The organism is Lysobacter terrestris, assembly GCF_014489475.1.
Lineage (GTDB): Bacteria > Pseudomonadota > Gammaproteobacteria > Xanthomonadales > Xanthomonadaceae > Agrilutibacter > Agrilutibacter terrestris.
The window spans coordinates 1,899,441-1,917,297 of sequence record NZ_CP060820.1 but is presented as its reverse complement, the minus strand read 5'-3'; the positions used below and the strand labels follow the sequence as shown (position 1 = coordinate 1,917,297).

Below are 17,857 nucleotides of genomic sequence, written 5' to 3'. Positions count from 1 at the left end.
CGGCATGAACTCACGAGATAGGGCCTCGCGGCGCCCGCTGCAATGGCCGAAAGTCCCTGTGGCCGCGCTGTGGCTGCTGCTGTTGGCGTTGGGCAACGTCGCCTGGGCGGCCACGCCGGCGAAGATCGCGCCGTTGCCGCCGCCGACGGTGCTGGTGTTCGGCGATTCGCTGTCCGCGGCCTACGGCCTGGACGCCGCGCAGGGCTGGGTCGCATTGCTCGAACAACGCATGGCGCAGGCGCGGCCGGGTTGGCGCGTGATCAATGCCAGCATCAGCGGCGAAACCAGCGCCGGCGGTTCGGCGCGGGTGGTGCGCGAAGTCGCGCGCGTGCGTCCGACCGTGGTGGTGATCGCGCTGGGCGCCAACGACGGCCTGCGCGGCCTGCCGCCACGCGAGACGCGCCGCAACCTGGCGCGGATGATCGGCGCCGCGCAGGGCGTCGGCGCGAAGGTGCTGCTGGTCGGCATGCGCATGCCGCCGAACTACGGCGCCGAATACACGCAGGCGTTCGAACGCAACTACCGCGAGCTGTCGCAATTGTTCGACACCGCGCTGCTGCCGTTCCTGCTCGAACCGATCGCGCGCGACCGCGCCGCGTTCCAGGCCGACAACCTGCATCCGGTCGCGGCGGTGCAACCGGCGTTGCGCGACCACGTGTGGAAGGCACTGGAGCCGTTGCTGAAGTGACGCGCTTACTTCGCCCTCTCCCCGTGCAGGAAAAGGGCGGACACTAGAAGCCGTAGCGCAGGAAGCCGCCGTCCACCGCGAGGCATTCGCCGGTGACATAGCCCGCCGCGGGCAGGCACAGGAACGCCACCGCGGCGGCGACTTCCTCCGGCTCGCCGATGCGACCCAGCGGCGTGCGCAGCAGCACCTCGTCGAGGTAGTCCGGATCGGCCAGCTTGTCCGAGGTGCGCCGCGTGCGGATATACCACGGCGCGACGCAGTTCACCCGCACGCCGTCCTCGGCCCATTCCACCGCGAGGTTGCGGGTCATCTGGTGCATCGCCGCCTTGCTCATGCCGTAGGGCGCGCCGCTGCGCACGTGGGTCACGCCGGACACGCTGCCGACGTTGACGATGGCGGAGGCCGCATGTTTCGTCAGCAGCGGATACGCATAGCGCGAGAGTTCGAAGGCGGAGAACAGGTTGATCTCGAAGATCTGCCGCCACTCGTCCTCGGTGTAGTCGTTGGCGGCCTTGGTGACGTTGCCGCCGGCGTTGTTGACCAGCACGTGCAGCCCTTCGCCGAAATCCTCGACCCAGTCGAGCAGTTCGCGGCGCTGCTCGTCGTCGGCGACGTCGGCGACGAAGGTGCTGACTTCGCGCTCGGGAAAATCCTCGGCCAGTTCGGCGCGCGCATTGTCCAGGCCGGCGGCATCGCGCGCCGCGAGCAGCACGTCGGCGCCGAAGCCGAGCAGTTCGCGCGCGATCGCGCGGCCGATGCCGGCGCTGCCGCCGGTGACCAGGGCGAGTTGCCCGTCCAGTCGCCACCGTTTCGGGTCCATGGGTGTCCTCTCTACGCGGCCTGCGCGACCGGCGTAGCATAGCCGCAGCCACGACAAGACCGGAGACGCCGCCATGGTTCGACTGTTGCTGTGCTGCGCACTGCTCGCACTCGCCGCCTGTTCCAGGCCGCAGCCGCCGGAGAAGGAACGACCGGTCGACCCGCAGGCGCAGGCGCACACCGAACTGCGCGACGCGATCCAGGCGCCGATCGACAAGGCCAGGCAGGTCGACGCCGACGTGCAGAAGGCGCAGGACGCACAGGACGCGGCGCTCGAGGCCGCCGGCGGCTAGCGCCGCTTCGCCACCGCCATCCGCATCCAGCTAAAGAAAAAGCCCGGCCTGAGCCGGGCTTTTCTGCTTCCTGCGCTGCGCCTTACAGGCCGCAGAAGCAGTACGCGAGCGACTTCACCGGCACGCCGTGCGTGGGTTCGATCGCGCTCTGCAGGAAGCGCAGGTCCTGCGCGGTCTGCGGCAGCGCGCGCGGCAGCAGCGACTGCGCCAGGCCCTGCGCGAACGTCGAGTGCTGCAACCAGTACGCACCCATGCGGCTGCCGGCGAAGTGCGAGAAGAACTGCGCGAACGGCGCCACGTCCTTCTCCAGGTAGCGGACCTGGTAGCTGTCGGGCTTGCCGAGCTTGGCGCGCTGGGCGACGTCGTCGATCGCGACCTGCAGGCCGCCGAAGTCGTCGACCAGGCCACGCTCCTTCGCCTGCGCACCGCTCCACACGCGGCCGCGCGCGACTTCGTCGATCTGCTCGACGCTGCGCTTGCGCGCGGTGGCGACGCGGCCGGTGAAGTCGCGGTAACCCTTGTCGATCACGCTCTGGATCACCTGGCCGACTTCCGGCTGCAGCGGGCGGGTGACGTCGAAGGCACCGGCGAACCTGGTGGTGCCCACGCCGTCGCTGTGCACGCCGATCTTGTCGAGCGCGCGCGGGAAGGTCGGGATCAGGCCGAAGATGCCGATCGAACCGGTGATGGTCGATTCGTCGGCGTAGATCTTGTCGGCGTTCATCGAGATCCAGTAGCCGCCCGACGCGGCGAGGTCGCCCATCGACACCACCACCGGCTTGCCGGCCTTCTTCAGCGCGGCGATCTCGCGGCGGATCTGCTCGCTGGCGAAAACTTCGCCACCGGGCGAATCCACGCGCAGCACCAGCGCCTTGACGTTCTCGTCGTCGCGCGCCTCGCGCAGCAGCTGTGCGGTCGACTCGCCACCGACGGTGCCCGGCGGCTGCTCGCCGCCGGTGATCTCGCCCTCGGCGACGACCACGGCCACCTTCGGGCGCTCGTCGAGCGGATTGAGCTTGGTGTTGAGGTGGGCGAGGTAATCCTCGAACGACACCTGGCGGTAGCCGTCCTCCGCATCGCTGTCAGCGGCGCCGCGTTCGGCCAGCATGTCGCCGACTTCCTCGGCGGTCTTGAGGCCGTCGACGAGCTTCTGCTGCACGGCGTACCTGGCGATGTCGCCCTGCGCGGCGGCGATGCCGGCCGGCAGCTGGTCGATGCCTTCGGCCAGCTTCGCGGCGTCGAGCTTGCGCGCCTTGGCGAGGTCGCCGAGGTAGCGCTGCCACACGTCGCTCATCCAGAACAGGTCGGCTTCCTTCGCCTGCGGCGAGGCGGCGTCGAGCACGTAGGGTTCGGCCGCCGACTTGTATTCGCCGACCTTGAACAGGTGCACGTCGACGCCGAGCTTGTCCTGCAGGCCCTGGCGGTAGTACTGGCGATAGCGGCCCAGGCCCTCGAGCAGCATGCCGCCCATCGGGTCGAGGTAGATCTCGTTGGCCTGCGCGGCGAGCAGGTACTGCTTCTGGTCCATCGCTTCGCCGTAGGCGACCACTTCCTTGCCGCTGGCCTTGAGCCTGGCGATCGCCGCGGCCACTTCGCGCAGCGAGGCCATGCCGCCGGCCTGCAGGCGGTCGAGCTTGAGCACGACGCGTTCGATGCGCTTGTCGTCCTTGGCCGCGTCGAGCACGCGCAGCAGGTCGCGCAGTTGCACTTCGTCGCCTTCGCGGTCGCCCATCGCGTGCTTGAGCGCGCGTTCGGCCGCATCGGAGGAGTACTGCTCGACCAGCGGGCCGGTCGGTTCGATCACCAGCGCGGTGTCGTCGAGGATCGGCTTGGTGCCGCCGGCGCCGGCGATGGCGAGCATCACCAGCAGGAACAGCAGCAGCAGTCCGAAGAAGATGAAGTTGACGATCAGGCGGCGGGTGAAATTCATCACGTTCCACAGGCCGACGAAGAATTCGGCGATGGGGCCGCGACGCACGGGGGTATTCATGTACTTGACTCCGAAACGATAACGGCAGGGTACCTGCCTGCCGCGTCGGTTTCACCCGCCAGTGGTCATCGTGACCTCATGCCGGTTGGGCGGGCGCGCGGGTTTAATTCCGCGAAGGTTCACGCGGGCGGCGGGCCAGGGCCCGCCCTACACCTTCCGGCTCGACCGCCAGAAGCGGCCGCACAGCAGCACCGCGGCCATGGACAGGCCGAAGATCAGCCCCACCCACATGCCGCGCGGGCCCCAGCCCAGGCCCAGGCCCAGCCCCGCGCCGACCGGCATGCCGATGCCCCAGTACGCCAGCGCGGCCAGCAGCATCGGCACGCGGGTGTCCCCCAGCCCGCGCAGCGCGCCGGCCGAGAGCACCTGCACGCCGTCGGGAAACTGGAACGCGGCCGCGTACAGCAGCAGCGAGGCCGCCAGCGCGGCGACCGTGGCATCGCGGGTGTAGAAGCCGACCACGAATTCGTTGCCGGCCAGCAGCACCAGCGCCGACAGCGCCTGCGTCGCCAGCACGATGGTGTAGCCGGCCAGCGCGGCGCGGCGCACGCCATGGGCGTCGTCGCGGCCGAGCGCATGGCCGATGCGCACCGTCGTCGCCTCGGCCACGCCCATCGGCACCATGAAGCACAGCGCGGAGATGTTGATCGCGATCTGGTGCGCGGCCGCCGGCACTTCGCCCAGCCGCCCGATCAGCAGCGCGGTGGCGATGAACAAGCCGCCTTCCATGGTCACGGTCACGCCGATCGGCAGGCCGGTGCGCAGCAGCGAGCGCAGCGTCGGCCCGTGCGGGCGATCGAACCGCGCGAACAGGCGCAGATCGGCAAAGCGCCGCGAACGCGCCAGGTACCAGGCGAAGGCGAGCGCCTGCGCCCACATCATGATCGCCGAGGCGATGCCGAGCCCGCCGGCGCCGAGCTCCGGCAGGCCGCCGAGGCCGTAGGTGAGCAGGTAGCCCAGCGGCACCAGCACCAGCAGGCCGCCGAAACCCAGCAGCATGGTCGGCAACGTCCAGTGCAGGCCGTCGCTGAGGTAGCGCATGGTCAGGTACAGCGTCAGCCCGGGTACGCCCCAGCGGATGCCGTGCAGGAAGGCGACCGCGCCCGGGCGGATCTCCGCGGCGATGCCCATCGGTTCCAGCGCGTACACCGCGACGGTGAGGAAGCCGAACAGCAGCACGCCCAGCATCGCCGCCAGCCACAGCCCCTGGCGGAACAGCGCGCCGATCTCGTGGCGGCGGCCGCCGCCGTCGAGCTGCGACACCGCCGGCGGCAGCGACATCAGCGTGCCCATCGGAATCATCATCGGCAGCCAGAACAGCGCCGTGCCCACCGCCACCGACGCCAGCGTCGTGGTGCCGTGATGGCCGGCGATGACGCTGTCGACGAAGCCGATCAGGCCCGTCGACACGTGCCCGGCCACCAGCGGCGCGGCCAGCACGCCGGTGGTGCGCACTTCACGGCCGAAGCGCGGGCGCGCCGGGAGGACGGATTCGATGGTCATGGGACAGGGGCAACCGGGAGATTTCTACAACGGCTTTCGTGTGACAGGCCGAGCGGAAGGCCGTCATTGTGCTTTTTGGTTCTTCAAGCGAACTGCAGATGGTTTGCCATCACCCGCCGCGGGCGCGGCCTCAACCGCGCCGTCACTTCACGGAAGTCGCGGGCCGGCGCGGCGTCAACCGGGCCGTCGCCTATCGAAGTCGCGGGCTGCCCGTTATCTTAGCCGCCTGCCGCTGGCGGCAGTTCACGGACCGGGGACGCGGGCAATGAGTGCAACGGACGCGCAACACGCGCCGACAAATTGTGAAAACTGCGGCACACCGCTGCAGGGCCACTACTGCCACGAGTGCGGCCAGTCCGTGCACAACCCGACCCGCCACTTCGGCCACGCGCTGGAGGAGGTGTTCGAGTCGTTCTGGCACCTCGACGGGCGCGTGTTCCGCACCCTGCGCGACCTGATGCGGCCCGGCCGCGTCGCGCGCAACTACCTCGATGGCCAGCGCGCGCGTTACATCGCGCCGCTGCGGCTGTTCGTGATCCTGAGCCTGCTGACCTTCTTCGTCGGCAAGCTGGTCGTGCACGTGGACGGGCCGGCGATCCAGTTCGGCGGCGAGGGCGGCGCGGCCATCACCAACGCGCAGACGGTGGCGGAAGTGCGCCAGGTCGAGGCCCGCTTGCTGAAGAAGCTCGAGGCCGAGGAAGCCGAAGCAGCCAAGGTCCCCGGCGTCAACGCCGCGCTGATCGCTACGCGCGCGCGGATCCAGGGCGAAGCGGCTTCGCGCATCGTCGAGATCGAGGCGGCAGCGAAGCAGCGCGCCGCGGCCGCCGCCGGCGCGCAGCCGCACGCGACCACGACCACGACCGCGACACCCGCAACCGCCCCGACCGCTACGAACGCGCCGGCGGTGGCGACCACGCCGGCGCCGAAGCGGATCAAGCCGGGCATCAAGGACAACGGCGAGTGGCGCTTCAACGATCGCCCGTGGGACGAGAAGACCAACCCGGTCGACGTGCCGCTGCTGCCGGCCTTCGTCGATCGCTGGGTCAATCGCAAGATCGGCCGCGCCAAGGCCAACGTCGAACACATGGCGGACGCCAACCAGTTCGTGCAGGCCTCGCTGGGCGCGGTGCCGACCGCGCTATTCCTGCTGATGCCGGTGTTCGCGCTGCTGCTGAAGGTGCTCTACCTCGGCTCCGGTCGCCGCTACCTGGAGCACCTGGTGGTCGCGCTGTACAGCCACGCCTGGCTGCTGCTGGTGCTGCTGGTGATGTTCGTGATGAACGCGCTCGACCAGGCCGCGGGCAACAAGGGCTGGGTGCCGGTCGTCACCGCGCTGGTCGACGCGGCGCTGTGGATCTGGCTGCCGATCTACCTGTTCGTGATGCAGCACCGGGTCTACCGTGACCATTGGGCGCTGACCGCGGTCCGCTACCTGGTGGTCGGCAGCATCTACATGTTCCTGGTCCTGTTCGTGGTCCTGTTCGCGGTGCTGGCGGGGATCGTCGCGTGAGCGCGGACGTGATCTCCGCCGACGCGACCTCCGCCGACGCGATCCCCGCGGGCGTGGTCTACGAGGTCAACCTCGACCTGGAAGTCGCGGTACGCGCGGAGTACCTGGGCTGGCTCGCCGCGCACGTGGCCGAGATCTGCGCGCTGCCGGGCTTCATCGACGCCCGGATACTGGAAGTCACCGATCCGGCGCCCGCCCCCGGCCGCGCCAGCCTGTGCGTGCAGTACCGGCTGACCGGGCCGGAGGCCCTGGGCGTCTACCTGGCCGAACACGCACCGCGGCTGCGGGCCGAAGGCGCCGCCCGTTTCGGCACCCGTTTCACCGCCTCGCGCCGGGTCCTGGCGCTGCTGCCGGAGCGCTCCGGCAACACCGGTTAGTGGCCCCGGGACGGGTCCGTTCTGAACCGGGAAAAAGCCGGCTTGACACCGTCCGATTTGGCGCTCCTCCAGACGTGGCGCGGCCTGCGTGCCGAACAGTTGTGCACAGCAGTAACAACTCCGTCACCCGGGCCGGATCGAGCGCCACCGCGGCCGCGATGACCACGGTGTTTCACGCGCAAGCCATTGATTCGAAAAGACATAGCTGCGTTGGCACTTTTTTCGCCAACCTATGCGGGGTGCCTGTGTTTACGGCATTGCGCGTAGGTAGCCGATGGCCTTCCACAGACTTATCCACAGACGATGTGGATAAACCACAATCTCCTTTTACTTCCGATAGTTGCGTGACGTACGTCAAGTTACGGGCAAGAATGACGCGCAACTGCAACCCATGCGCGACCAGCCTCGGGGCCGGTTTTTCTGAATTGGGTTTTCCCTGCCTCGCACCCCGGTCGCCGCACCGGCCGGCGCGGCCGGATGCCGCATGATGGGCGGACCCATGCCCACCGCCCCTGCCCCCGCCCTGGTCTGGAACGTCGCCCTGCCGGTGCCGTTGCCGCGCCTGTTCGACTACCGCCCGGCGGCCGGTGAGGCTGGCCCCGGCGATATCGGCTGCCGGGTGCGGGTGCCGTTCGGAACGCGCGAACTGGTGGGGGTGATCGCCGGTATCGCCCCGCCCGACGACGCGACGCCCGAGCTGCGCACCGGCGAGCGCCTCGATTCCGCGCCGCTGCTGCAGGGCGAGCTGCTGGAGTCGCTGCGCTGGCTGGCGCGCTACGCCCATGCGCCGCTGGGCGAGGTCGTGGCCACCGCGCTGCCGGCGTCGCTGCGCCAGGGCGAGCCGCTCGCCGACACCCACGCCTGGGGCTGGCGCCTGACCGAAGCCGGGCGCACCGCCTGGCCGCGCCTGCGCGGCAAGCCGCGGCGGCTGGCGGACCTGCTGGCCGATGCCGAACGCGACGAGGACGCGCTGGCCACGCTGCTCGAGGACTGGCGCGGTGCCGCACGAGCGCTGGCGGGCCGCGCGCTGGTCGAACGTTTCGCCCTGGCGCCGGCAACGCCGCGCGCGCCGGAGGCCGCCACCGGCCCGGTCCTCAACGCCGAACAGCAGCAGGCGGTCGATGCCCTGCGCGCGGCCGGCACCGGCTTCGCCCCGTTCCTGCTCGACGGCGTCACCGGCAGCGGCAAGACCGAGGTCTACCTGCACGCGATCGCCGATTGCCTCGCCCGCGGCCGCCAGGCGCTGGTGCTGGTGCCGGAGATCGGCCTGACCCCGCAGACGCTGCGGCGCTTCCGCGAACGCCTCGGCGTGCCCGTGCACGCCCTGCACTCGGGACTGGGCGACGGCGAACGCGCGCGCACCTGGGCGGCGTGCCTGCGCGGCGAGGCGCGGGTGATCGTCGGCACGCGCTCGGCGGTGTTCCTGCCGCTGCCCGCGGCCGGGCTGATCGTCATCGACGAGGAGCACGACGGCAGCTTCAAGCAGCTCGACGGCATCCGTTACCACGCGCGCGACTTCGCCCTGGTCCGCGCCAAGGCCCTCGACGTGCCGATCGTGCTGGGCAGCGCCACGCCGTCGCTGGAGACGCTGCGCAACGCCAGCAGCGGCCGCTACGCGCACCTGCAGTTGCGCGCGCGCGCGGGCGTGGCGCGATCGCCGCGCGTGCGCGTGTGCGACGTGCGCAAGCGCCCGCTCGAGGCGGGCCTGTCGCCGGAACTGTTCGAAGCGGTCGCGGCGACGCTGCGCAGCGGCGGCCAGGCACTGGTGTTCAAGAACCGCCGCGGCTACGCGCCGGTGCTGCTGTGCCACGACTGCGGCTGGAGCGCGCAGTGCACGCGCTGCGACGCACCGATGACCGTGCACGCCGGTGGCCGTCGCCTGCAATGCCACCACTGCGGCGCGCGCCGGCCGGCGCCGGACGCGTGCCCGGATTGCGGCGGCCTGGCGCTGCAGGCGCAGGGCGCGGGCACCGAGCGGATCGAGGAAGCCCTCGCCGCGCGCTTTCCCGACGTGCCGGTGCTGCGCATCGACCGCGGCACCACCCAGCGTCGCGATGCACTGGAGCAGCTGCTGCGCGAATTCGGCACCGCGCCGGGCATCCTGGTCGGCACGCAGATGCTGGCGAAGGGCCACGACCTGCCGAACCTGGCGCTGGTGGCGGTGGTCGGCGTCGATGAAGGACTGTTCAGTGCCGACTTCCGCGCGCCGGAAAAACTCGCGCAGCTGCTGATCCAGGTCGCCGGCCGCGCCGGTCGCGCCGAGCGTCCCGGCGAAGTGCTGCTGCAGACCCACCACCCGCAGCACCCGCTGCTGGAGACCCTGCTCAACGGCGGTTACCACGCCTTCGCCCAGGCCGAACTCGGGCAACGCGAAGCCGCGGGCTTCCCGCCGTTCGCGCACCTGGCGCTGATGCGCGCCGAGGCCAAGCAGCTCGACGCCGCGCACGCGTTCCTGCACGCCGCCAAGGTCGCGCTGCGCGACACCGGCATCGCCCTGGAACTGCACGGCCCGTTGCCCGCGCCGATGCCGCGCCGCGCCGGCTACCAGCGCGCGCAGCTGCTGCTGTCGGCGACCGAACGCCGGCCGCTGCACGCGGCGCTGGATGCGGCGTTGCCCGCGATCCATGCGCTGCCCGAAGCGCGCCGCGTGCGCTGGTCGCTGGACGTGGATCCGATCGATCTGTACTAGCGATCGACCCCTACCAGCGATCGCGCATTTGCGCGTGCGCCGGATTGCGTCGCTGCAGCACGCGCCGCATGCACGCGCGGCGTGCGTCGACGCCGCTGCGGGCATCACGCACAATCGAGCCATGACCAACCAGCTCGAACAATTGCGGACGCTGTCCGCCGTGGTCGCCGACACCGGCGACATCGACGCCATCGCCCGCTTCCGTCCGCTCGACGCCACCACCAATCCGTCGCTGCTGCTCAAGGCCGCCGCGCTGCCGGTGTGCGCGCCGTTGCTCGACGCCGCCGTCGCCAGCGCGCAGGGCGCCGACACGAACGCGCGCATCGCCGACGCCGGCGATCGCCTCGCCGTTGCCGTCGGCACGGAGATCCTCAAGCTCGTCCCCGGTCGCGTCTCCACCGAGTGCGATGCGCGCCACAGCTTCGACACCGCCGCCACGCTGGCGCAGGCGCGCAGGCTCGTCGCGCTGTACGCGGCGGCTGGCATCGGTCGCGAGCGCCTGCTGATCAAGATCGCCGCCACCTGGGAAGGCATCCGCGCCGCGGAGCAGCTCGAACGCGAAGGCATCCACTGCAACCTCACCCTGCTGTTCTCGTTCGCGCAGGCGGTGGCGTGCGCCGAAGCGGGCGTGTTCCTGATCTCGCCCTTCGTCGGCCGCATCCTCGATTGGCACCTCGCCCAGGGCGCGCCCGCACCGGCGACGCCGCAGGACGATCCGGGCGTGGTTTCGGTCACGCGCATCTGGAACCACTACAAGCAGCACGGCTACGGCACCGTGGTGATGGGTGCGAGCTTCCGCAACATCGGCCAGGTGCTGGCGTTGGCCGGCTGCGATCGCCTCACGATCGCGCCGGAACTGCTGGCCCAGCTCGAAGCGGGCCAGGCGCCTGTGGCACGCGCGCTCATCGACGACGGCACGCGCCGCACGCCACCCGCACGCATGGACGAAGCCGCCTTCCGCTGGCAGCACAACGAGGATGCGATGGCGACCGAGAAGCTCGCCGACGGCATCCGCCGCTTCGCCGCCGACCAGGTGAAGCTGGAACAGCTGCTCGCCGCGCGCCTGTGACCCGCGCATGACCGCCGCCCCGCTCACGCCGGCCCGCCGCCTGCGCAGCATCTTCTCCGGCTCGATCGGCAACCTGGTCGAGTGGTACGACTGGTACGCCTACGCGGCGTTCTCGCTGTACTTCGCGCAGGCGTTCTTTCCCGCAAGCGATCCCACCTCGCAGCTGCTCAACACTTCGGCGATCTTCGCCGTCGGTTTCCTGATGCGGCCGCTCGGCGGCTGGCTGCTCGGCCGCTACGCCGATCGCCACGGCCGCCGGCGCGCGCTGATGCTGTCGGTGCTGATGATGTGCACCGGCTCGCTGCTCATCGCGGTGACGCCGGGCTACGCCACCATCGGCATCGCCGCGCCGGCGCTGCTGGTGTTCGCACGATTGCTGCAGGGCCTGAGCGTGGGCGGCGAGTACGGCGCCTCGGCGACCTACCTGAGCGAAATGGCCACGCGCGAGCACCGGGGCTTCTGGTCCAGTTTCCAGTACGTGACCCTGGTGATGGGCCACCTGCTCGCGTTGCTGGTGCTGATCGCGCTGCAACGCGTGTTCCTCAGCGACGCGCAGCTGCGCGAGTGGGGCTGGCGCATCCCGTTCGTGATCGGCGCGTTGGCCGCCGTCACCGCGCTGTGGTTGCGCCGCGGCATGCAGGAGACCGAGACCTTCGTGCGCGGCGAACAGGGTGGTGCGCGACAGCAGCAGCGCCAGGGCACGCTGCGCGCGCTCATGCAGCATCCGCGCGCGGTGCTGACCGTGGTCGGCCTGACCATGGGCGGCACGCTGGCGTTCTATACGTACACCACGTACATGCACAAGTTCCTGGTCAACAGCGCCGGGCTCGACGGCCGCACCGCGTCGCTGCTGAACGCGTCGACGCTGTTCGTGTACATGCTGATGCAACCGCTGGTCGGCCTGCTGTCGGACCGGATCGGGCGGCGTCCGGTGCTGATCGCCTTCGGCGTCCTCGGCACCGCGCTGACCGTGCCGATCCTCAGCGCGCTGCAGGACGTGCAGACCGCCACGCAGGCGTTCTGGCTGATCCTGTGCGCACTCACCATCGTCAGCTTCTACACCGCGATCAACGCGGTGGTGAAGGCCGAACTGTTCCCGGCGGAAGTGCGCGCCCTCGGCGTCGGCCTGCCCTACGCACTGACCGTCGCGGTGTTCGGCGGCACCGCCGAACACGTCGCCCTGTGGTTCAAGCAGGCCGGCATCGAACGCGGCTTCTACTGGTACGTCACCGCGTGCATCGGCGTGTCGCTACTGGTCTACCTGTGGATGCCCGACACCCAACGCACGTCGCGCATCGACCACGACGCGGACTGAGCCGCGGCACTCGCGCGCGCGACCGCGAGTGGGGACAATGGCGGCATGAACGCTCCGCAGGCAGGCATCCCCCATGTCGTCGTCATCGGCGGCGGCTTCGCCGGATTGTGGGCGACGCGTGCACTCGCGCGCGACGGCGTCCGCATCACCCTGATCGACCGGCGCAACCACCACCTGTTCCAGCCGCTGCTGTACCAGGTCGCGACCGCCGGCCTGTCTTCGCCGGACATCGCCGCGCCGCTGCGGCACATCCTGCGCGGCCAGCGCAACGTGGAAGTGCGCTTGGGCGAAGTCACCGGCATCGATGCGTCCACGCGTACGGTTGCCCTCGCCGACGGCGACACGCTGGCCTACGACTTCCTGTTGCTGGCCAGCGGCGCCACCCACGCCTACTTCGGCCACGACGACTGGGCGCCGCACGCACCCGGCCTGAAGACGCTCGACGACGCGCTCGCGGTGCGGCGACGGCTTCTGCTCGCCTTCGAACGCGCCGAGGCCGCCGACACCGCGCAGGAGCGCGCCGCCTGGCTCAACTTCGCCATCGTCGGCGGCGGGCCAACCGGGGTGGAGCTGGCCGGCACGCTCGCCGAAATCGCGCGCCACACCCTGCGCGACGAGTTCCGCAATATCGATCCAGCCGAGGCCAAGGTGTGCCTGATCGAAGCCGGACCGCGCGTGCTCGCCTCGTTCCCGGAGGCGTTGTCGGCGCGTGCACGTGCGCAACTCGAACGCCTCGGCGTCGAAGTCGTGACCGGCACGCCGGTCGGCGCGATCGATGCCAACGGCTACCGGCTCGGCGACACATTCGTGCCTGCGCGCACCGTGCTCTGGGCCGCGGGCGTGGCGGCGTCACCGCTCGGCAAGTTGCTCGGCGCGCCGTGCGACCGCGCGGGCCGTGTGCTGGTCGAAGCGGATCTCAGCATTCCCGGCCATCCCGAGGTATTCGTCGCCGGCGACCTCGCCAGCGTGCAGCAGGACGGCAAGCCGGTGCCGGGCGTCGCCCCCGCGGCCAAGCAGATGGGCGCGTACGTCGCGCGCGTGATCCGCGCCCGCCTGCGCAAGCAGTCCTGCCCGCCATTCCGCTACCGCGACTTCGGCAACCTCGCCACGATCGGCCGCATGGCCGCGGTCATGCACCTGGGCCGATTGCAGCTGTCGGGCCTGCTGGCGTGGTGGTTCTGGTTGTTCATCCACATCTTCTTCCTGATCGGTTTCCGCAACCGCCTCATCGTCCTGATCAACTGGGCCTGGGCGTACTGGAGCTACCAGCGCCATGCGCGGATCATCCTGGGGGACGAGGACGCGGCATAGCTGTGAGAACGCATTGCGCGATTTGTGCGGTGCGGTTTTTCGTGTCTAAATGGATCGGCCCCACGGGGCACTACAACTCGATCGTCAAGGAGGACCGATGTCATACCGACGCGCATGGATGTGCTGTGCATTCATCGTTCTGGCGGGCTGTGCACCTTCGCCTGCCGAAACCAGCAACAACCCGCCAGCGCCTGCCGACACCGCGGCACCCGTGGCCGATAGCGCGGCGACTCCGCCGCAACCTGGCTCAGACGCGGCCGGAGACCCCGCGACCACGGAACTCGCGCGCATTTCCGCCAACCCGAACGCCAAGCCGGGCGAGGTCTCGCAGTACCTGTCCCGCTTTTTCCGCGACGAATGCGGCAAGGACGACGGGCTCCCCTTCGAGCAGGTATGTCGCCACTACGCGACCGATGCGGACACGAGCGATCCATCACCCTGGCCCGACCTGATGCTTGGCTTGGCGGGTGATCGCATCGTAAGCGCGGTGCTCTTCGATTCCGCGCAGAACCTTGGTAACGCCTGGGCATGCGCTCCGGTGAAGGGCCTCGAGCACGTCCGCGCCTGCGCACCGACCATCATCACGAGCACCCAGCGCGACGAATGGCTGCAGCGCTGGTCTGCCTACCTCAACGCTGCGGATTGAAAGGAACGACAGCAATGCGTGAATCGATCGCATCGGCATTTTCCCTCGCCTTGTTGCTGACCGCTTGTGGCCCCGCCTCATCCGGCTCAACGGAGTCATCCATTCCGCAAGCGGCGCAGCCGCAACTGGCCTCGACCGCCAAGGAAAACCGCATGGAAGCGAACACGGACGAATCCCCCACCGTCGCACTCGATCGCGTCGCCAGGAAGGGCATGGCGTACGCCGACTTCCGCAACGAAGTGCTCGCCCTGGGCTGGCAGCCCGTCGTAGACCCGCAATGCAAGGTCAATGTCGCTGGCAGCGACCATGTCGCGCTTTGCGAGGGCAACCCTGACCTCCCGTCGTGCCGTGCTTGCGACGAAATCCCGGAACTCAGCGCCTACAGCGGCGATGCCCGGAGTCTTTCCGTGTTCCGCAACGAAGCCGGAGGCCTGCGCCTGGAAGTCACCGGCGTGGGTGAACTGAGTGACTGGAATGTCGCTGGCGAGGAATCCGGACTCCAGGTCATGAGCTGGGAGGTCACCCCGGAAAAGTAAGTGATTGCCGGGTCGCGACCGCATCCGCGGCCTGGCAACCAGGAATTGCCGCAGCAGCGGCAATGGCGCATGAGGCGCCAGGACGAGTCGGATCTGGCAAGTGTCCGGCTCGATGGCAAGCACGTTGTGCTTGCGATGGCTGAGGAAGATTCAGGACGAAATTTCTTCAGGCAACCATTCATCCATCTTGACCAGACAGGAAGTTATCAATGAGCGGAAACCCTTTGCTCGAGCTTATCCGGCGGGGCGAATCCGGTGCAGCCGGATACAACGCCTACAACCGTGGCACCTATGTGGACTCGGACGGCACGCAGCGCATACGCCCACCCGACCGTTCCATCGACTTTTCCCAACTCACCCTTGGACAGGTGCTGGACCTGCAACACGCGGCACGACGCGATCCGGATCGCCTTTTCGCCGTGGGGAAGTACCAGATCATCCCCCAGACGATGGACGCTGCGGTCGCACGCCTGGGACTCGATCGCGACCAGCGCTTCACCCCGCAGCTGCAGGACCGGGTTTTTTCCGAGTACCTGATAGTGACCAAGCGTCCCGCCATCCACGATTACATCGTGGGAAAGCCGGGAGTGACGCTGGAGAAAGCCCAATACGCACTGGCCTGCGAGTGGGCAAGTTTTGGCGATCCGAACAAGAACGGAAAGAGCCATTACGGCGGCGCGAACCACGCCAGCATCACCCTCGCGCAATCGGCCGCCGCGCTGAATGAGATGCGTAGCGACTACCGGGCGCTCGTAGACCGGGGCATTGCTCCGGAACAGGCATGGAAGACCGTCGCTGTCGCGGACCCGGCGCCCGCCCAGCAGCGCCATCCCTCTACCAATGAGGCACGGCCGGCGCCACGAGAGGGCCTCACCTTGAATGCCGCATACGAACTTGGCATCAAGTACGACGATGTGAAGTACGGCCTTGGTGCAAAAAATCTTGAACGAGGCCGCATCGACTGCGCGGGCTGGGTCAAGGAACTGCAGAACGCCACGATGATGGAGGTCAATCGCGAGAGTGGGCGGCCGGTGTTCGGCAACCGTGATCTCTTCGCAACCACGACATCGGACCAGATGATCCGACAAACCGTCGAGAAGACGGGAGTCCTGCACAAGGCTCCGCTGACGCCGGACATGCTCAAGGAAGGCATGATCATCGGCGAGAACAACGGCAAGCAGAGCTGGGAACCCGCCGGCCGCTACAAAGGCATCGACCACATCACCATGGTGGTGCGCGACCCCAGCGATGGCCGGCTGATGATCAGCCAGTCGCGGGGCGGCGAAGGCGTGGAAATGATTCCGCTCGATCGCTACCTGCAGGCCAAGCAGGGTCGCGGCGTCGGGTTGTACGCCACCGATCCGCTGGCAAAGGCGCGCGAGCTGATCCAGGGCCAGGCGCGTACCCAGGGCGCCCCGACGCATGCGGAAACCGCACAGGCCAGACCGCGCAGTGCCGGTGCCGACGGCGTCCTGCAGCTCGGCGAGAAGGGCGCGGACGTGACGCGCCTGCAGGAAACCCTGCGGCGGCTCGGCTATCGCGACGCGGAAGGCAAGCCGCTGCTGGCGGATGGCGACTTCGGCGAGCGCACGCGGCACGCGTTGCAGGCGTTCCAGCGCGAACACGGCCTGCAGGGCCTGGGCGTCGCCGGACCGAAGACGCAGGAACTGCTTCGGCAGGGCGAGCGGGAACTGCTCACGCATGCCGGGCATCCACAGCATGGCCGCTATCTGCAGGTGCTGGACAAGGTGCACGCCGCCGAGGCGCAGCGCGGCATCAAGCCGGGGCCGCACAGCGAACAGTTGGCGGGCGCGCTGACCGTCGAAGCGGTGCGCGAGCGGCTGGAGCGCATCGACCGGGTCGAATTGAACGCGCAGGGCACGCTGGCGCGCGCGGTGCAGGTCAATGCCCTGCGCGACGAACCGGCGCTCAACCGCAGCACCGATGCGATCGGCACCCAGCAGGCCATGTCGCAATCGATTGCCGAAAGCAGCCAGCAGGCCCGGCAGGTCGCGACCAACGTGCAGTTGCAGCAACAGGACGAACAGCGCCTGCAGGCATCGATGCCGAAACCGCAGGCGGCGCCGGCGCACTGATCGCTGCAAAAACGAACGGCCCGGAATTCCGGGCCGTTCGTGGTCAAGCGTATCGGGCTGTGTATCTAATCAGGCCGCGAACAACGCCTTCATCTTCTTCAGCGCATTTGCCTCGATCTGGCGGATGCGTTCGGCGCTGACGCCGTATTCGTCGGCCAGTTCCTGCAGCGTCACCTTGTTGTCGTCGTCGAGCCAGCGGCGACGGATGATGTCGCGCGAGCGCGCATCGAGGTTGGCCATGCCTTCGCGCAGCAGCTCGAGCTGGTTGTCCTCGCTGTCGGCGCGTTCGTAGGCCTGCGAGGGATCCTCGCTGTCGGCACGCAAGTAGGCGGCCGGCGACGGCGGCGCATGGTCGTCGTCTTCGTCGCTGGGCGCATCGAAGCCGATGTCGCGACCGGACAGGCGCGATTCCATCTCCAGCACTTCACGCTCGGACACGTTGAGGTCGGCGGCGACGGCGCGCACTTCCTCCGCGTTCATCCAGCCCAGGCGGGTCTTGGACTTGCGCAGGTTGAAGAACAGCTTGCGCTGCGCCTTGGTCGTGGCGACCTTCACGATGCGCCAGTTCTTGAGGATGAACTCGTGCATCTCGGCGCGGATCCAATGCACCGCGAAGGACACCAGGCGCACGCCCTGCTCCGGATCGAAGCGCTTCACCGCCTTCATCAGGCCGATGTTGCCTTCCTGGATCAGGTCGCCGATCTGCAGGCCGTAACCGTTGTAGCCACGGGCGACATGCACGACGAAACGCAGGTGCGAGTGCACCAGTTCGCGGGCGGCATCGAGGTCTTCGCCGTCGCGGAAGCGGCGGGCGAGCGCCTGTTCGTCTTCGGCGGTCAGCACCGGAATCTGGTGCACCGCGCCGATGTAGGCGTCCAGCGAGCCGATGGCCGACAGCCCGTTGAAGGCGGGAATCGGCAGGTTGTTGGCGACGAGGGCGGTGGAGGCAGTCTGGGTCATGGCGGGGATCTTAGCAGTCGGGTTATGGGACTGCTAAAGGGCAAAAAGGTTCCGA

General features: G+C 69.1%; 15 protein-coding genes. 11 read left to right on the top strand and 4 right to left on the bottom strand.

The window, feature by feature from the left end; genetic code table 11:
- Positions 1 to 4: 4 nt before the first annotated feature.
- Positions 5 to 688 (top strand): arylesterase, encoded by a 684-nt coding sequence (locus H8B22_RS08785; protein ID WP_187711072.1) that lies wholly within the window; start codon positions 5 to 7, stop codon positions 686 to 688.
- 43 nt (positions 689 to 731) lie between these two features.
- On the opposite strand, the gene H8B22_RS08780 is transcribed toward H8B22_RS08785, so the two are convergent.
- Positions 732 to 1,508, bottom strand: coding sequence for an SDR family oxidoreductase (locus tag H8B22_RS08780; protein WP_187711071.1), 777 nt, complete (start codon positions 1,506 to 1,508; stop codon positions 732 to 734).
- A gap of 73 nt (positions 1,509 to 1,581) precedes the next feature.
- Between H8B22_RS08780 and H8B22_RS08775 the strand changes: the two genes are divergently transcribed.
- Complete coding sequence (locus H8B22_RS08775; protein ID WP_187711070.1) at positions 1,582 to 1,800, top strand: hypothetical protein; 219 nt, start codon at positions 1,582 to 1,584, stop codon at positions 1,798 to 1,800.
- Between the two features lie 82 nt (positions 1,801 to 1,882).
- Here the strand turns inward: H8B22_RS08775 and sppA are convergent, their stop codons facing one another.
- Entirely contained in the window at positions 1,883 to 3,790 is a 1,908-nt protein-coding gene (sppA, locus tag H8B22_RS08770; RefSeq protein WP_187711069.1) for a signal peptide peptidase SppA, read from the bottom strand.
- 147 nt (positions 3,791 to 3,937) lie between these two features.
- Positions 3,938 to 5,293 (bottom strand): MATE family efflux transporter, encoded by a 1,356-nt coding sequence (locus tag H8B22_RS08765; RefSeq protein WP_187711068.1) that lies wholly within the window; start codon positions 5,291 to 5,293, stop codon positions 3,938 to 3,940.
- A 265-nt stretch (positions 5,294 to 5,558) separates the two neighbouring features.
- On the opposite strand from H8B22_RS08765, the gene H8B22_RS08760 reads away from it, so the two are divergent.
- The 9 genes from H8B22_RS08760 (at position 5,559) to H8B22_RS08720 (ending at position 16,842) form a co-directional block, all read left to right on the top strand.
- On the top strand, positions 5,559 to 6,803 hold the full coding sequence (locus tag H8B22_RS08760; RefSeq protein ID WP_187711067.1) for a DUF3667 domain-containing protein: 1,245 nt from the start codon (positions 5,559 to 5,561) through the stop codon (positions 6,801 to 6,803).
- Positions 6,800 to 7,180 (top strand): DUF4286 family protein, encoded by a 381-nt coding sequence (locus tag H8B22_RS08755; RefSeq protein WP_187711066.1) that lies wholly within the window; start codon positions 6,800 to 6,802, stop codon positions 7,178 to 7,180. The genes H8B22_RS08760 and H8B22_RS08755 overlap by 4 nt, the downstream gene beginning before the upstream one ends.
- 499 nt (positions 7,181 to 7,679) lie before the next feature.
- Complete coding sequence (locus tag H8B22_RS08750; protein WP_225876172.1) at positions 7,680 to 9,869, top strand: primosomal protein N'; 2,190 nt, start codon at positions 7,680 to 7,682, stop codon at positions 9,867 to 9,869.
- Positions 9,870 to 9,990: 121 nt separating this feature from the next.
- A complete protein-coding gene (gene tal, locus H8B22_RS08745; protein ID WP_187711064.1) occupies positions 9,991 to 10,938 on the top strand; it encodes a transaldolase in 948 nt (315 codons plus the stop codon).
- Positions 10,939 to 10,945: 7 nt separating this feature from the next.
- A complete protein-coding gene (locus tag H8B22_RS08740; RefSeq protein WP_187711063.1) occupies positions 10,946 to 12,253 on the top strand; it encodes an MFS transporter in 1,308 nt (435 codons plus the stop codon).
- A 45-nt stretch (positions 12,254 to 12,298) separates the two neighbouring features.
- The gene (locus H8B22_RS08735) at positions 12,299 to 13,564 is read left to right on the top strand and encodes an NAD(P)/FAD-dependent oxidoreductase (RefSeq protein WP_187711062.1); all 1,266 of its coding nucleotides are present in this window, start codon (positions 12,299 to 12,301) and stop codon (positions 13,562 to 13,564) included.
- Between the two features lie 97 nt (positions 13,565 to 13,661).
- The gene (locus tag H8B22_RS08730) at positions 13,662 to 14,210 is read left to right on the top strand and encodes a hypothetical protein (protein WP_187711061.1); all 549 of its coding nucleotides are present in this window, start codon (positions 13,662 to 13,664) and stop codon (positions 14,208 to 14,210) included.
- A gap of 14 nt (positions 14,211 to 14,224) precedes the next feature.
- Positions 14,225 to 14,746, top strand: coding sequence for a hypothetical protein (locus tag H8B22_RS08725; RefSeq protein ID WP_187711060.1), 522 nt, complete (start codon positions 14,225 to 14,227; stop codon positions 14,744 to 14,746).
- A gap of 209 nt (positions 14,747 to 14,955) precedes the next feature.
- On the top strand, positions 14,956 to 16,842 hold the full coding sequence (locus tag H8B22_RS08720; RefSeq protein ID WP_187711059.1) for an XVIPCD domain-containing protein: 1,887 nt from the start codon (positions 14,956 to 14,958) through the stop codon (positions 16,840 to 16,842).
- A gap of 69 nt (positions 16,843 to 16,911) precedes the next feature.
- Here H8B22_RS08720 and rpoH read toward each other — a convergent pair whose 3' ends face one another.
- Entirely contained in the window at positions 16,912 to 17,802 is an 891-nt protein-coding gene (rpoH, locus tag H8B22_RS08715) for an RNA polymerase sigma factor RpoH (RefSeq protein WP_187711058.1), read from the bottom strand.
- Positions 17,803 to 17,857: the final 55 nt, after the last annotated feature.